10 protein-coding genes are annotated in these 15,228 nt (G+C 74.9%); 7 read left to right on the plus strand and 3 right to left on the minus strand.

The window, feature by feature from the left end:
• Window positions 1–175 precede the first annotated feature (175 nt).
• The 3 genes from ACFWPI_RS24855 to ACFWPI_RS24865 form a co-directional block, all read right to left on the minus strand.
• Window positions 176–3,607: a hypothetical protein gene (locus tag ACFWPI_RS24855; RefSeq protein WP_380373911.1), complete on the minus strand. Its 3,432-nt coding sequence runs from the start codon at window positions 3,605–3,607 to the stop codon at window positions 176–178.
• A gap of 219 nt (window positions 3,608–3,826) precedes the next feature.
• Complete coding sequence (locus tag ACFWPI_RS24860) at window positions 3,827–5,941, minus strand: putative bifunctional diguanylate cyclase/phosphodiesterase (RefSeq protein ID WP_380373913.1); 2,115 nt, start codon at window positions 5,939–5,941, stop codon at window positions 3,827–3,829.
• A gap of 181 nt (window positions 5,942–6,122) precedes the next feature.
• Entirely contained in the window at window positions 6,123–6,929 is an 807-nt protein-coding gene (locus ACFWPI_RS24865) for an SAM-dependent methyltransferase (RefSeq protein WP_063350062.1), read from the minus strand.
• A 304-nt stretch (window positions 6,930–7,233) separates the two neighbouring features.
• Between ACFWPI_RS24865 and ACFWPI_RS24870 the strand changes: the two genes are divergently transcribed.
• The 7 genes from ACFWPI_RS24870 (at window position 7,234) to ACFWPI_RS24900 (ending at window position 15,193) form a co-directional block, all read left to right on the plus strand.
• Window positions 7,234–7,698 (plus strand): SRPBCC family protein, encoded by a 465-nt coding sequence (locus ACFWPI_RS24870; protein ID WP_063351550.1) that lies wholly within the window; start codon window positions 7,234–7,236, stop codon window positions 7,696–7,698.
• A gap of 73 nt (window positions 7,699–7,771) precedes the next feature.
• A complete protein-coding gene (locus tag ACFWPI_RS24875; RefSeq protein WP_380373917.1) occupies window positions 7,772–8,917 on the plus strand; it encodes an aminotransferase class I/II-fold pyridoxal phosphate-dependent enzyme in 1,146 nt (381 codons plus the stop codon).
• A gap of 312 nt (window positions 8,918–9,229) precedes the next feature.
• A complete protein-coding gene (egtA, locus tag ACFWPI_RS24880) occupies window positions 9,230–10,519 on the plus strand; it encodes an ergothioneine biosynthesis glutamate--cysteine ligase EgtA (RefSeq protein ID WP_380373920.1) in 1,290 nt (429 codons plus the stop codon).
• On the plus strand, window positions 10,516–11,859 hold the full coding sequence (gene egtB / locus ACFWPI_RS24885; RefSeq protein ID WP_380373923.1) for an ergothioneine biosynthesis protein EgtB: 1,344 nt from the start codon (window positions 10,516–10,518) through the stop codon (window positions 11,857–11,859). Before egtA ends, egtB begins: the two co-directional genes overlap by 4 nt.
• Window positions 11,859–12,608 (plus strand): ergothioneine biosynthesis protein EgtC, encoded by a 750-nt coding sequence (gene egtC, locus ACFWPI_RS24890; RefSeq protein WP_380373925.1) that lies wholly within the window; start codon window positions 11,859–11,861, stop codon window positions 12,606–12,608. Before egtB ends, egtC begins: the two co-directional genes overlap by 1 nt.
• Window positions 12,609–12,653: 45 nt before the next feature.
• Window positions 12,654–13,625 (plus strand): L-histidine N(alpha)-methyltransferase, encoded by a 972-nt coding sequence (gene egtD / locus ACFWPI_RS24895; protein WP_063350058.1) that lies wholly within the window; start codon window positions 12,654–12,656, stop codon window positions 13,623–13,625.
• A 143-nt stretch (window positions 13,626–13,768) separates the two neighbouring features.
• Window positions 13,769–15,193, plus strand: coding sequence for a sugar porter family MFS transporter (locus ACFWPI_RS24900; protein WP_244293502.1), 1,425 nt, complete (start codon window positions 13,769–13,771; stop codon window positions 15,191–15,193).
• The last annotated feature ends 35 nt before the right edge of the window (window positions 15,194–15,228 follow it).

The following is a 15,228-nucleotide window of genomic DNA, read 5'->3' on the forward strand; positions in this document are numbered from 1 at the left end:
AGGCGGAGCGGACCGGGCACTCGATCGAACTGTCCCGGCTGGTCGGCTGAGCCGGATGGCGGCTGGATCGCCGGCGGCGGGCGGCTGACAACTAACAGCTGACAGATAACAGATAACAGATTTCAAAATCTGAAAGCTGAACTCTGTCATCTGTTATCTGTCAGCCGTTCGCCCGTCAGCCGCCCGCCCCCGTACCCGCCCCCCGCGCCCGGGCCGTGCGCAGCACCCCGTACGCCGCGAGCGGGAGCGCGACCAGCAACGCGGCCCAGAACGCGCCGTGCCCCCAGAACTCCGCGACGGCCGTGAACTGCCCCTGGAGCACCGGGATCCGCAGCGCCTCGACCGGGCCGAGCGGTCCGGGCCAGGCGCCGAGCACCAGGGTGGCGGGGATCCAGCAGCCGAGGAGCGCCCGGGCGGTGACCGGCGTCCCCAGGGTGCTCGCGAGGGAGACGACGGCCAGCAGGACGACGAACCCGGACTGGTAGGCCGCACCGGTCTGGCCGGTCCCCCAGGAGGCCGGCGTCGGGTGGTGCCTGGTGGCCGCCAGCCGCACCTCGACCGCCGCCCACAGCAGCAGGGCGAGCACACAGGTGCTCCCGAGCGCGAACAGCGCGCGGTCGCGGGCGCCCACGGGGCCCGTCCGCCACTGCTTGCCGTCCCACCGTGCCGCCGCGCCCCGCCCGGCGAGCCGCCGCCAGGCCTCCCGCACCTGCCGCCGGGCCTCGTGCGCGGGCTTCAGCAGCCGGTTCGCCGCGCGCTCGATCAGCACGAACGACGCCACGATCGCCGCCACCGCCGCGAGGCCGGCCCAACTGCCCATCCCGCCCTCGAACAGCACCACCCGCTCGGCCACCGGTTTCGGCATCTCCAGGCCCGTCATCGGCGGTCCGAGCCGCAGGTAGCCGATGGCGAAGGCCCCGACGCCGGACAGGGCCGCCGTACCGAGGCCGACCCGGGCGGGGAAGAAGGCGAGGACGGCGGCGGCGACCAGCGCCGCCCCCAGTTGGCCGACCACCTGCTGGGCCGCGTGCTCGCCGGCCTTCCTCAACGGCCCGCCGAAGGCGCCGTCGGGCGAGATCTTGAGCTGGACCCCGGCCTCGACGGGGTAGCGGAACACCGCCCCCGCCCACAGCAGCAACCCGAGGGCGAGGAACAGCAGCAGCACGGCGCCCGCCCGACGCGGCAGACCGGTCCGGGCGTGCGGCCACCACTCCCGCAGCCGGGCCGGCCAGTCGACCGGCATCCGTTCACGCCCGCCCTGCCACAGCCGCCCCAGCCACCGGTCCCGGCCGGCCCGGTTCTCCCGGCCTTCCCCGCCCTCCCGGCCCTGGTCGCCGTCGGGCCGCTCGCCCCGGCCCCGGCCGCGCGGGCGCAGCGTCTCGGCGGCGACCAGGGCCGCGCGCCCGGCGTCGTCCCCCGGGTCGGCGCCCACCGCCCGCCGCCGCAGCGCCGACCAGCGGCGCCGGACCGCCTCCGGCGCGGCGGTCGGGTCCGGCGCGGGCCGGCGCACTGCGGCGCGTACGGCCGTGCGGAGCCCGGAGCCGGCGGCCAGGGCCGCGTCCACCACCACCGCCGCGACCAAGGCGGCGAGCTCCGTCGCCCGTTCGGGCAGCGGCAGCCGGTGCAGGGCGGTGGGCAGCGGCGAGAGCCGGCCGAGCAGCCGGTCGCGTTCCTCGGGGCGCACGCTCAGCCACACCACCAACCGGTGTGCCTCCTCGCGCTCCTGCGGGCTGAGCCCGTCGCCGCCCCGCCGGCCGCCGCCGACGGCGTGGGCGGCACGGTCCACTTCGGCCAGGACGTCCGGGAGTTGGGCCAGGGCGAGCAGTCGGGAGCAGTGTTCGCCGGAGCACTCGGGGTGGAAGCAGTCGTAGCGGGCGGCGACGGCCGGGGCGCCGACCCGGACCAGTGCGTCGATGAACGCGGCGCCGTCCGGTTCGGTGGCGATGCGTTCCAGCCCGGGGGTGTCGATCGGGCGGTCGAGGTAGTAGGGGGTGGCGGAGGGGGCGAAGGCGGCGCCGAAGGCGAGCACCGCGAGGGCGGCCACGGCGTCGCGGCGGGAGCCGGGAGCCCGGGCGACGTCGGTCAGGTGGTGCAGGTCGAAGACGTTGTCCTGGACGTCGTCGCGCAACCAGTCGCGCAGCCGCTCCGCTCCCCCGGCGGAGAGCCAGCGGGCCGCGTCGCCGGAGCGCCGGAGCAGGACCTCGGCGAGCTTGGCCGGGTCGGTGAAGGGGGATCCGAAGAAGGTGATCGGCCGGTGGGTGCGGCCGGTGTCGGCCCGGGTCTGTCGCCGGACCACCGCGGGGCTGCCGCCGGCCAGCCAGCTGCGGACCTGCGGGGCGGTCCAGCGGTCCTCCGGGTTCTTGGTGAACAGCCCTTGAAGGAGCAGCAGTTGGCGGGGGTCGGCGAGGGCCGAGAGGTCGACCTCGTCCCCCAGGACCAGTTCCAGTTGCAGCACCTCGTCGCTGATCAGCAGGCCGTCCGCGCCGAGGAAGCGGGGGCGGCCGGTGAACAGCTCGTACAGGACGTTGCCGAGCGCCCACCAGGGCCCGGCCTCGTGGTTGCGGCCGGCCAGGAGTTCGGGGGCCATGTACGGGATGGTGACGATCGTCTCGGGCGTGAAGCGGCGGCTGGCGGTGAGCCGGGCGACACCACCGAAGTCGGCTATCACGAACTCCCCGGGCTCGCGGCCGGGGCGGACCAGGACGTTGGCCGGCTTGAAGTCCAGCGGGTTGCGCTCGATCCGCCGTTGCCAGAAGTCGAGCAGGGCGACGAGCTCGTAGACGATCCGCTCGGCCTCCCGCCGGTCGGTGTGCCGGCCGCGCTTGCGAAGTTCGGCGAAGTGGTCGGCGAGGGTGACCGGCAGGTACTCCATGGCCACCCAGTCGAGTTCGGCGCCGTGGTGGCCGACCCGGCCGAAGTCGACGATGTGCGGGACGTGGCGGCGGTAGTCGTCGTTGCGCAGGTAGCCGAGCAGGTCGGCGTCCATGGCGTGGCCGGCGGCCGTCACCTTCACCGCGGCCTCGCCGCCGCCGTCGGTGCGCCGGACGTGCCAGACGGTGCCCTCGGTGCCGGAGCCGGCCACTCCGAGCGGGGCGAAGCGGCCGCGCAGGGCGTCGGGGAAGGCGCCCGCGAACCGTCCGCCGGTGGGCCCCGCACTCTCCGACGCCCCGCCCCCCGGTATCCCACCCTCCGACACCCCGCCCTTCGACACCCCGCCCACGGGGCCCTCGCCGCTCCGGCTGGGCCCGGGGCCGACGTTGTCGGCCCAGCCGGGGGCGGCGGCACGCCCGGTGCCCGCACGCCGCTGGACCTTGGTCGGGGCCTCCGGGTCGACCCGCTCCGGCGCGGCCCGCTGGACCCTGGTCGGCGCCTCCGGGTCGAAGCGGGCCCCGCCGTCCGGCTCCCGCCCGGTCGCGGCGTCGGGGTCCGTCCGGGTGCGCGGGACGGCGCCGAGCCGGGACGGCCGGTCCGGTACGACACCGAGGCGCCGCCCCCACGGCCGCCGGTCCACCCTGGTCGAGGGCTCGGGCCGGGGCCCGGGGCCGCTCTCCGGCCAGGGGCCTCGTCGGTCGTCGTCGGCCGGGCCGGCGTCCTCCGGTGTGGCCATGGCGGCGCTCTCCTCCCCGCTTCCCAGGGCCGGCGCGGGGCCGTAGCCACGCACCACACGGCCCCGGGTGGTGATTTTGACGCGCCATCATCCCGCATGGTGGGCCGTGGTGTTGGCCGATTTTCCGGAACGCGACCGAGCGGTTGCACGACCGCCGCCGAACGCCACCGCGGGCCTTCCCCACCTGCTCGGCCCCTGCCCCCTGACGGCCCCGACGCGTCAGCCCCCGACCGGGCGCCCCCGCGGCTCCTCGGCGATCCGGCGGGCGATCTCGGCCGGCCGCACCGGGCGGCCGAAGTGCCAGCCCTGCGCCCAGTCGCAGCCGATGGTCCGCAGTCGTTCGGCGTCCTTGCGGGTCTCCACGCCCTCGGCGGTGACGGTCAGCCCGAGCGCGTGCGCCATCGACACCAGGCCGCTGACGATCCGCCACCCGGTGGACTCGTCCTTCTCCGGGTCGTGCAGGTCGCCGACGAAGGAACCGGCGATCTTCAGCCCGGAGACCGGCAGGTCGCGCAGGTACGCGAGGTTGGACCAGCCGGTGCCGAAGTCGTCCACGGCCAGCGACACGCCGAGGTCCACCAGCCCGTGCAGGGTGCGCAGCGCCTCGTCCTCGGGCCCGACCACGGTCGACTCGGTGATCTCCAGCTGCAGCCGGGCCGGATCGAGTCCGGTCGCATCCAGGATCCGGCCGAGGTCGGTGACGAGCGCCGCGCTGCGCGCCTGGCGGACCGCCAGGTTGACGTTCAGCTGCGGCGCGGCGTCGCCGAAGCGCTTGACCCAGTCCGCGGCCTGGCCACAGGCCTGCTCCAGCACCCAGCGGCCGAGCGGCATGATCAGCCCGGTCTCCTCGGCGGTGGTCACGAACTCGTCCGGGCCGAGCACGCCGAGCTGCGGGTGGCGCCAGCGCACCAGCGCCTCCACCGCGGCCAGTCGGCCGTCCGCCAGCGCGTACAGCGGCTGGTAGTCGATGAAGAACTCGCCCCGGTCGAGGGCGGCCGGCATCCGCACCGACACCGCGTAACGGCTGACCGCGCGGGCGTTCTCCTTGGGGTCGAACAGTGTCCAGCGGCCGCGGCCGGCCTCCTTGGCCCGGTACAGCGTCAGGTCAGCGGCCCGCACGGCCGCGCCCGGGGTGGTGGTGGACACCCGCCGCTCCAGCACGCCGACGCTCGCACCCACGGCCAGCTTGTGATCGCCGATCAGCACCGGCCCGGCCAGCGCCTTGAGCACCGTCTTCGCCGCCGCGACGGCCTCCTGCTCGCCCCGGCAGTTCTCCAGCAGCACCACGAACTCGTCGCCGCCGAGCCGGGCCACCAGGTGGCCGAGCGGGTTGAGCGCGGCCTTCAGCCGGGCCGCCACGGCGGACAGCAGCTCGTCCCCGGTGTCGTGGCCGAGGCTGTCGTTGACCACCTTGAAGCCGTCGAGGTCGACGTAGCAGAGGCCGAACCTGGCGCCCGGATCCGGATCCTCGAACAGCTTCTCCAGCCGCTCGAAGAAGGCCGCCCGGTTCGGCAGGCCGGTCAGCGGGTCGTGGGTGGCCTGGTGGCGCAGCCGCTCCTGGAGCCGGTAGCGGTCGGTGACGTCCTCCAGCATCGCGACCTGGTACTGCGGGACGCCGTCGTCGTCGCGGATCAGCGAGACGGTCAGATGGGTCCAGACCACCTCGCCGTCCTGGCGGTAGTACGGCTTGTCGAACTGGAAGTAGTCCCGCTTGCCGCTGATCAGCTCCTCGTACGCCTCCCACACGCCCGGGGTGTCCTCGGGGTGGACGAGGTCGCCGACCCGGCGGCCGGTCATGTCCTCCGGGCTCGCGCCGAACAGCTCCTGGAGCGCCTTGTTGACCGCCAGGATGTTGCCGTCGGTGTCGCCGATGCCGATCCCGATGGCCGCGCTCTCGAACAGCGCCCGGAACCGGGCCTCGGAGTCGCGCAGCGCCCGCTCGGCCTCCTTGCGGGCGGTGTCGGCGGCGGTGCGGATCGCCTCCTGCTCCCGCAGCGTGCGCTCGCGCAGGGCGGCGGCCCAGCCGGCCGCGAAGGCGCCGGTCAGGGCCGGGCCGCGGTCGTCGCCGAGCGGCTGCACCTGGAGCAGTTCCACCGCCCGGGCCAGCACCACCGGGTCGGTGAAGTGCGCGTCGACCAGTTCCGCGCCGGCCTGCTCGGCCAGCCGGGGCTCGAACGGCTCGCCCAGCTGCGCGCGGTGGAGCAGGGCTGCGGTGCGGGCGGTGAGGCGGCCGAGCAGCCCGGGGTCGACGGCCGTGCCGTGGTCGGCGGAGAGCAGCCGCGCCCAGGCCTCGTGGAACCGCTCGGCGCTGCCGGCGACCGGGGAGGCGCTCATGCGTCCGCCCGGGTGCGTGCGGTCACCGCTGCGGGGTGGCCGCCGCAGACGGCGGCGGGCCGGGCGGGGGGCGCAGTGGTCCGGGCAGGGGGCGCAGTGGTCCACGCGGCGGGCACGGCGGGGTGACCGGCGGCCGCTTCGCGGAGCCCGCGGCCGTCGGTCACTCGCCCGATCCGTCCGCTCAAGGGCGGAACCCCACGCCCGCCACCCCGGTCATCCGCTCGGGGTGCTCGCCGACCGTCTCCGGCTGGTCCGGGCGCCACTGCGGCAGGTAGACCACGCCCGGTTCGACCAGCTCGAAGCCGGCGAACATCCCGCTGATCTGCTCGTGGGTGCGCATGGTCAGCGGGGTCGGCGTCCTGCGGTAGAGCTCCTGGTGCTCCTCCGCCTGGTCCGGTCGGCCCTCCAGGGAGGCGTGCGAGAGGACCAGCGCGCTGCCGGGCGGGAGCGCGTCACGGAGCGTGCCGATCAGCTTCCACGGGTCCTCGTCGTCGGTGACGAAGTGCGCGACGGCGACCAGCAGGACGGCCACCGGCTCGCCCTGCGCCAGCAGGGCGGCCACCTCGGGGCGGGCCAGCAGGTCGTGGATGTCGCGCAGATCGGCCTGGACGACCTCGCTGCCGGGGTCGTCCTCCAGCAGCAGGCGGCTGTGTGCGACGGCGACCGGGTCCCGGTCCACGTAGAGGACCGTCGCCTCGGGGCGGATCGCGCGGGCGATCTCGTGCACCGCGCCGAAGGTCGGGATGCCGGAGCCGATGTCCAGGAAGCGGGTGACGCCGCGCTCGGCCAGGAAGGACACGGCCCGCCGCAGGAAGGCCCGGTTGGAGCGCATGATCTGCGGCAGCTCCGGCCACAGGGCCATCGCCTTGCGCGCCATCTCCCGGTCGACCTCGAAGTTGTGCGAGCCCCCCAGGTAGTAGTCGTAGACCCGCGCGGCGTTCGGTTTGTCCAGGTCCGTGCCCTCCGGTACCCAGCTCGGTCGCCGCATGCCTGTGACTCCTTCACTCCGTTTTCCGGGGATGCAGTGCCTCGCGACAGCTGCTGTGACAGACGAGACTACAAGCACACAAGATCCTCCCCTGCACCCCGAACGGCCGCAAGCGGAACACCTCCGTCCTGGCATGCGACGTTTACGGAGCGTTCGCCGCCCGTCTCACCGGCACCGGACCGACCGACGGCCGGGCCGACACAGGGGCCCACGCAGGGGCCTACACAGGGACCCGGTCCGGGCCGACGAGGGAACCCGACCGAAACGGGCCGGCTCCGGACCGGAGCGTCCTAGGGTGGGGCCCGTGGACCCCAACCACTACCGTTTCCGGGGCACGTGGCGACTCGCGGCGCCGGCGCCCGACGTGTACGCGGCACTGGAGGACGTACGGAGTTACCCGCTGTGGTGGCCCGAGGTCCTCGAAGTCCGGCAGACCGGCGAGGAGTCCGGGGACCTCGTGGTGCGCGCGCTGCTGCCGTACCGGCTGGTGATCCGCCTGGAGACCCGACGGCGCGACCCGGCCGCCGGAGTGCTGGAGGCGGCCATGCGGGGCGATCTCACCGGGTGGTCACGGTTCACCGTCACCTCGGACGGGCCGGGCAGCCGCGTGCTCTTCGAGGAGGACACCCGCCCCGGCAAGCCCCTGCTGCGCCGCCTCGCGCTGCCCCTGCACCCGCTGTTCCGGGCCAACCACGCGGTGATGATGCGCCGGGGGCGGCGGGGGCTGGCGGCGCACCTGGGCAGCGGGGGCGGGCCGGCGAAGAGGTGACTACACGGCCGGTGGCGGCCAGGACCCGTCCGGCTCTAGCGTGGCGGCGCACCCCCGACCACCGGAGGCCGTCATGCCCACCACCGCACCGGACGCGTTCGGCTTCACGGCCCCCTTCGACCGGACCGGGACGGGCAGCAGCAAGTGGGCCCGCGCGGGGGCGCCCGGGGTGATCGCGATGGGCCTGGCGGACATGGACCTGCCCGGGCCCCCGGCCGTGGCCGCCGCGCTGGAGCGCCGGGCCCGCCACCGCGCGTACGGGTACACGGTGTGCGACCCGGCCGGGCGGGCTCTGGTGGCCCGCTGGTACCGCTCGCGGCACGGCGTCGAGGTGGATCCGGACTGGGTGCTGCTGCTGCCCTGCGGCCCGCGCACCGCCCTGCGCCTGCTGCTGGAGACCGTGCGCCCGCAGGCGCCGGTGCTGTTCCCGACGCCGGAGTGGGGCGGCTTCGCCCAACTGTGCCGGGCGGCCGGCCTCCCGTACCGGGAACTGCCCCTGGCCGTCGGCCCGGACGGCTACCGGCTCCCGGACGGCCCGCTCCCCCACCCGGCCGGAGCCGTTCTGCTGAGCAGCCCGCACAACCCCTCCGCCCGGGTCTGGCCGGCCGCCGAACTGCGGTCCCTCGCCGAGCGGGCGGCGGAGGCCGGCGCGCTGCTGGTCTCGGACGAGGTGCACGGCGATCTCACCCACCCCGGGTACGTCCACCCGGTGGCGGTGGCCACCGTCGACGCGGCGCTCCGGCCCCGGGTGGTCACGCTGAACTCGGTCGGCAAGACCTTCAACTGCTCCGGCCTGCCGAGCAGTTTCGCGCTCGTCCCCGATCCGGGCCTGCGCGCCCGGTTCACCGAGGTGCTGGCCGGCTTCGGCCTCTGGGAGGGCGGCCTGCTGGAGCAGACCGTCCAGCGGGCGGCGCTGGCCGAGGGCGGGCCGTGGCTGGACGCACTGCTCGCCCACCTCGCCGCCGCCCGCGCCCGGCTCACCGGCCGGCTGGGGACCGCCGTCCGCTCCGCGCCGCAGTCCTCGTACCTGCTCTGGCTGGACGCCGCCGCCCTGGGGCTGCCGCCGGACGGGGCCCGCCGGGCGCTGCTGGAGCGCTGCGGCCTGGAGGCCTCGGACGGCGCCGAGTTCGGCCCCGGCGGCCGGGGCGGGCTGCGGCTGAACTACGCCCTGCCGGGCCCGGTGCTGGACGCCGTCCTGGAGCGCCTCGACCGACGGTGACCGAACCGCCGGGGCACCCCGCCCGACGCCCGCGCGCCATCTGCTCACCGACGTCCCTCAACGCTCCCGCCCGGCACCCCGCGCACGCCCGGAAAGCCGCCCCGGATCCCCGGATTCACCCGATCGCGCCAACCCTGACCTGCAGAAACGAACGTTCACACGATATTTGCGAAGCGCCCCCGCATGCTCCGTAGCAGACTGGGCAGGGTAGTTCGGGCCGCAATCCTGACCCCGAGGATGGTAAGTCCGGTGATACCGACATCCCGCACCACTCCGCCCGACCGGCAGAGCCCCCCAGCGCCCCCGCCGGGGGTGACCCCGCTGACCGAGTCGGGGGCGCTCAGCCACGTGTCGGGCGTCTGCTTCAAGATCGGACCGCCCCGGCTGGTGGGCGTCGAGGTCGAGTGGTTCGTCCACGACGACCGATGTCCCGGCAAGCCCGTCCGACCGGAACTGGTCCACGCCGCACTGGAGTCGCTGCCACTCGGCGGCCCGGACGGGGCCTCGCTCCCCTCCGGCTCGCGGCTCACGCTCGAACCCGGCGGGCAGGTCGAGCTCAGCTCCCCGCCCGCCACCGGCCTCCTGGCCTGCGTCGAGGACACCCGACGCGATCTGACCGCCCTGCGGGCCGCCTTCGCGACACAGGGCCTGCGCCTCACCGGCACCGGGACGGACCCGCTGGCCCGCCCCCGCCTGATGGTCCTGGACCACCCCCGCTACCTCGCGATGGAGCGGTTCTTCGACTCCGCCGGCCCCTGGGGCCGGATCATGATGACCGGCACGGCCTCGGTGCAGGTGTGCCTGGACGCCGGCGACGCGGGCGGCCCGCACGCGGTGGAGCGCCGCTGGCGGCTGACCCACCTGCTCGGCCCGGTCCTGGTCGCCGCCTTCGCCAACTCCCCGCTGCTGGACGGCAGGCCGACCGGTCACCGGTCCACCCGGCAGACCGTCTGGTCCCGGATGGACCCGACCCGCACGCTCGCCCCGGAGCCGGACCACGGCGACCCGCGCGAGGCCTGGGCGCAGTACGTGCTGGACGCCGAGGTGCTGTGCGTGCGCCGCCCGGAGGGGCTGCCGTGGACGGCCCCGCCCGGCCTGACCTTCCGCGACTGGGTCCGCGGCGGTGGTGAACGCCCGCCCACGCTGGCCGACTTGGACTACCACCGGACCACCCTGTTCCCGCCGGTGCGCCCACGCGGCCACCTGGAGCTGCGCATGATCGACGCCCAGCCCGGGGACGGCTGGGTGGTACCCACCGCCCTGGTCACCGCGCTGCTGGACGACCCGCCGGCCGCCGAGGCCGCGCTCGCCGCGCTGGAGCCGCTGGACCGCCCGGACGGTCCGCGCCCGCCGCGCAGCGACGTCTGGCGCCGGGCCGCGACGCTGGCCGTCGCCGATCCCGAGCTGCGCCGCGCCGCCCTGACCTGCTTCGCCGCCGCCGACGCCGCGCTGGGCCGCCTGCCCGGCGCCGGACGGCTGCGCGCCGCCGTCGCCGAGTTCGCCGAGCGCTACCCCGCGCGAGGCCGCTGCCCCGCCGACGACCAGCTGGACGCCCTGCGCTCCGGCACCCGACGCACTCCTCCGGAGGAGGCCGCACCATGACCGACGTCCGCCCCCCTGCCGCCCCGGCGGCGGGCACCGAGGAGTTGCGCGAGACCATCGCGGCCGAGCTGCTGGCCGCCCGCGCCCGCACCGCCGCGCTCACCGACTGCGTCGAGGACGGCGACCTCACCGCCCAGCACTCGCCGTTGATGTCCCCGCTGGTCTGGGACCTGGCGCACATCGGCAACCAGGAGGAACTCTGGCTGCTGCGCAACGTCGGCGGCCGCGACCCGATGCACCCGGAGATCGACCCGCTGTACGACGCCTTCCAGCACCCCCGGGCCGAGCGGCCGAGCCTGCCGCTGCTGGCGCCCGCCGAGGCCCGGGCGTACGCGCACGAGGTGCGCGGCCGGGTGCTGGACCTGCTGGCGGCCAGCCCGCTGGAGGGGGCGCCGCTGCTGGACGCGGGGTTCGCGTTCGGGATGATCGCCCAGCACGAGCAGCAGCACGACGAGACGATGCTGATCACCCACCAGCTCCGCCCGGGGGAGCCGGCGCTGGCCGCTCCCCCGCCGCCGCCCGCCCCGGCGGACGCGGCCGCTCTGCCCGCCGAAGTGCTCGTCCCCGCAGGGCCGTTCACGATGGGCACCGACACCGAGCCGTGGGCGCTGGACAACGAGCGCCCCGCGCACGTGGTCGAGCTGCCCGCCTTCCTGCTGGACACCACGCCCGTCACCAACGCCGCGTACCAGCGGTTCATCGCGGACGGCGGCTACGACGAGCCGCGCTGGTGGACGCCCGAGGGCTGGGAGCACCGGCGGCGGGCCGACCTGACCGCCCCGCTGTTCTGGCGCCTGGACGGCGGCCAGTGGCTGCGGCGCCGGTTCGGCGCGGTGGAGCCCGTCCCGGCGGACGAGCCCGTCCTGCACGTCAGCTGGTACGAGGCGGACGCCTACGCCCGGTGGGCCGGACGGCGGCTGCCGACCGAGGCGGAGTGGGAGAAGGCGGCCCGGCACGACCCGGCGAGCGGCCGCTCCCGCCGCTACCCGTGGGGCGACCAGGCCCCCGGAGCCGAGCACGCCAACCTCGGGCAGCGGCACCTGCGCCCGGCCCCGGCCGGCGGCTACCCGGCGGGCGAGTCCCCGTGCGGTGTACGGCAGTTGATCGGCGACGTGTGGGAGTGGACGGCCAGCGACTTCCGCCCCTACCCGGGGTTCCGGGCCTGGCCGTACCAGGAGTACTCGGAGGTCTTCTTCGGACCGGAGTACAAGGTGCTGCGCGGCGGCTGCTTCGCGGTGGCGCCGGTCGCCTGCCGGGGCACCTTCCGTAACTGGGACTACCCCGTCCGGCGGCAGATCTTCGCCGGGTTCCGCACCGCCCGCGACCTGGAGGTGGCCTGATGTGCCGCCACCTCGCCTACCTGGGTGAGCCGGTGGCGCCGCAGGAGCTGCTGGTGCACCCGCCGCACGGCCTGTACCGGCAGTCCTGGGCGCCCCGGGCGCAGCAGTACGGCACGGTCAACGCGGACGGCTTCGGCCTCGGCTGGTACGCGGACGGCGACGAGGTGCCGGCCCGCTACCGCCGGGACGGGCCGATCTGGGCGGACGCCGCGTTCGCCGACCTCGCCCGGGTGATCCGCACCCGGGCGCTGCTGGCGGCGGTGCGCTCCGCCACCGAGGGCTGCGCGGCGGGCGAGAGCGCGGCGGCGCCGTTCGCGGCCGGGCACTGGCTGTTCAGCCACAACGGCGCGGTGGCGGGCTGGCCGGGCAAGCTGGACGCGCTGGCCGCCCTGCTCCCGCCGGCCGAGCTGCTGGAGCTGGAGGCGCGCTCCGACTCGGCGCTGCTGTGGGCCCTGGCCCTGCACCGGCTGCGGGCGGGGGCCGGGCTCGGCGAGGCGCTGGCGGGCACCGTCGCGGACGTCACCGCACACACCACCGGCCGGCTCAACCTGCTGCTCACCGACGGCCGCACGCTCGCCGCGACCGCCTGGGGCGACACCCTGCACCACCGCGACCTGCCCGGGCTCGGCACGGTGGTGGCCTCCGAGCCGTACGACGACGCCCCCGGCTGGACGGCCGTTCCGGACGGCTCGCTGGTGGTGGTCGACGAGCGCGGCGTCACCGTCCGTCAGCTCCTCGGCCACTACTGATCCTCCATCGCCCCTTCATCTTCTGAACAGAGGACCCACCCTGTCATGGACACATTTGATCTCACCCGGCTGCTGCCCGCCGACCACTTCAGCACCGCGCTGCGCCACGACGTGCAGCACGGGCTGACCTCCGAACCCAAGTGGCTGCCGCCGAAGTGGTTCTACGACGCGCGGGGCAGCGAGCTGTTCGAGGAGATCACCCGGCTGCCGGAGTACTACCCGACCCGCGCCGAGCGGGCCATCCTGACCGCCCGGGCCGGCGAGATCGCCGCCGCCACCGGGGCCCGCACGCTGGTCGAGCTGGGCTCCGGCTCCTCCGAGAAGACCCGGCTGCTGCTGGACGCGCTGCGCGCGCTCGGCACCCTGGAGACGTACGTCCCGGTGGACGTCAGCGAGAGCGCGCTGACCGCCGCCGGCGTCGCGCTCGCCGCCGAGTACCCCGGGCTCGCCGTACACGGCGTGCTGGCCGACTTCACCGCCCGGCTCGGCCTGCCCCCGGAGGGCGGCCCCCGGCTGGTCGCCTTCCTCGGCGGCACCCTGGGCAACCTGCTGCCCGAGGAGCGGGCGGCCTTCCTGCGCGGGCTGCGCGCGGCCCTCGACCCGGGCGACTTCCTGCTGCTCGGCACCGACCTGGTCAAGGACCCGTCGATGCTGGTCGCCGCCTACGACGACGCGGCCGGGGTGACCGCCGAGTTCAACCTCAACGTGCTCAACGTGCTCAACCGCGAGCTGGGCGCCGACTTCGACCCGACCGCGTTCGCGCACGTCGCGCGGTGGGACCCGGACCGGGAGTGGATCGAGATGCGGCTGCGCTCGCTGCGCGCGCAGACCGTGAAGATCCCGGCGCTGAACCTGCCGGTGCACTTCGACCGGGGCGAGGAGCTGCGCACCGAGGTGTCCGCCAAGTTCCGCCGGGAGCGGGTGTCCGCCGAGCTGGCGGCGGCCGGGCTGCGGCTGAGCCACTGGTGGACGGACGAGGAGGGCCGGTTCGGGCTGTCACTGTCCGCCCCGGCGTAGGGAGGGTCGGCGCAGCCTAATTTGCTTGTTCACTTTACGAATACTCAGAGCAAAAATTGAGGTTTCAGGTGTACAAGACTTAAACGAATAGGGGTTACGATCTCGGCTACCGAGCTCAGCGTTGAGTACCAGGAGTCAAGATCGTGAGCGTCACCAAGCAGCCCTCCGGGGCGGTCGAGGCCTCCGCGCCCGGCCGCCTCGGCTTCGTCGTCTTCATCACCGCCGCCGCAGCCCTCGGCGGGTTCCTGTTCGGCTACGACAGTTCCGTGATCAACGGCGCCGTCTCCGGAATCCAGGAGAAGTTCGGCGTCGGCGACGGCGTGACCGGTCTGATCGTCTCCTCCGCCCTGCTGGGCTCGGCGATCGGCGCCGCACTGGCCGGCCGGTTCGCCGACCGCTACGGCCGCATCAAGGTCATGAAGGCGGGCGCGCTGCTGTTCGCGGTCAGCGCGATCGGCTCGATGCTCCCCTTCGCCGCCTGGGACCTCGCCTTCTGGCGCGTGCTCGGCGGCGCGGCCATCGGCATCGCCTCGGTGATCGCCCCGACCTACATCGCCGAGGTCGCGCCCACCAAGTACCGGGGCCGGCTGGCCTCCTTCCAGCAGGCCGCGATCGTGCTCGGCATCGCGATCTCCCAGCTGGTCAACTGGCTGCTGGCGAACGCGGCCGGCGGCGACACCCGCGGCCAGCTGCTCGGCCTGGAGGCCTGGCAGTGGATGCTCGGCATCTGCGTCGTCCCGGCCGCGGTCTACTTCACCCTCGCCTCGGTGATCCCCGAGTCCCCGCGCTACCTGATCCAGGCCGGCCGGCTGGACGACGCCCGCGCCGTGCTCGCCCAGGTCGAGGGCCAGGACATCGACACCGACGCCCGGATCGCAGAGGTCCAGGGGCTGATCGCCTCCGACCACCGCCCGCGCTTCGGCGACCTGCTCGGCGGGCGCTTCGGCCTGCTGCCGATCGTCTGGGTCGGCATCGGCCTGTCGGTCTTCCAGCAGCTGGTCGGCATCAACGTGATCTTCTACTACTCGTCGATCCTGTGGCAGTCGGTCGGCATCGACCAGAGCAACTCGCTGCTGATCAGCTTCGTCGGCTCGGTCATCAACATCCTCGGCACCGTCGTCGCGATCCTGCTGGTGGACCGGATCGGCCGCAAGCCGCTCGCCCTGATCGGCTCGGCCGGCATGGCCGTCGCGCTCGGCGCGGCCGGCTGGGCGTTCTCCTCCGCCACCGGCAGCGGCGACAACGTCACGCTGCCCGACCTCCAGGGCACCGTCGCGCTGGTCGCCGCCAACGCCTTCGTGCTGTTCTTCGCGATGTCCTGGGGCGTCGTCGTCTGGGTGATGCTCGGCGAGATGTTCCCGAACCGCATCCGGGCCGCCGCGCTGTCCGTCGCCGCCTCCGCGCAGTGGATCGCCAACTGGGCGATCACCGTGTCGTTCCCGTCGATGTCGCGCTGGAACCTGTCGGCGACCTACCTGGTGTACGCGGCGTTCGCGGCGCTGTCGATCGTCTTCGTGGCGAAGTTCATGAAGGAGACCAAGGGCGTCCGACTGGAGGACATGGGCTGATCCGACAGTCCGACCATCGGCCCCCGCACCCTAGC

The sequence above is a fragment of the Kitasatospora sp. NPDC058492 genome, assembly GCF_042720685.1.
Lineage (GTDB): Bacteria > Actinomycetota > Actinomycetes > Streptomycetales > Streptomycetaceae > Kitasatospora.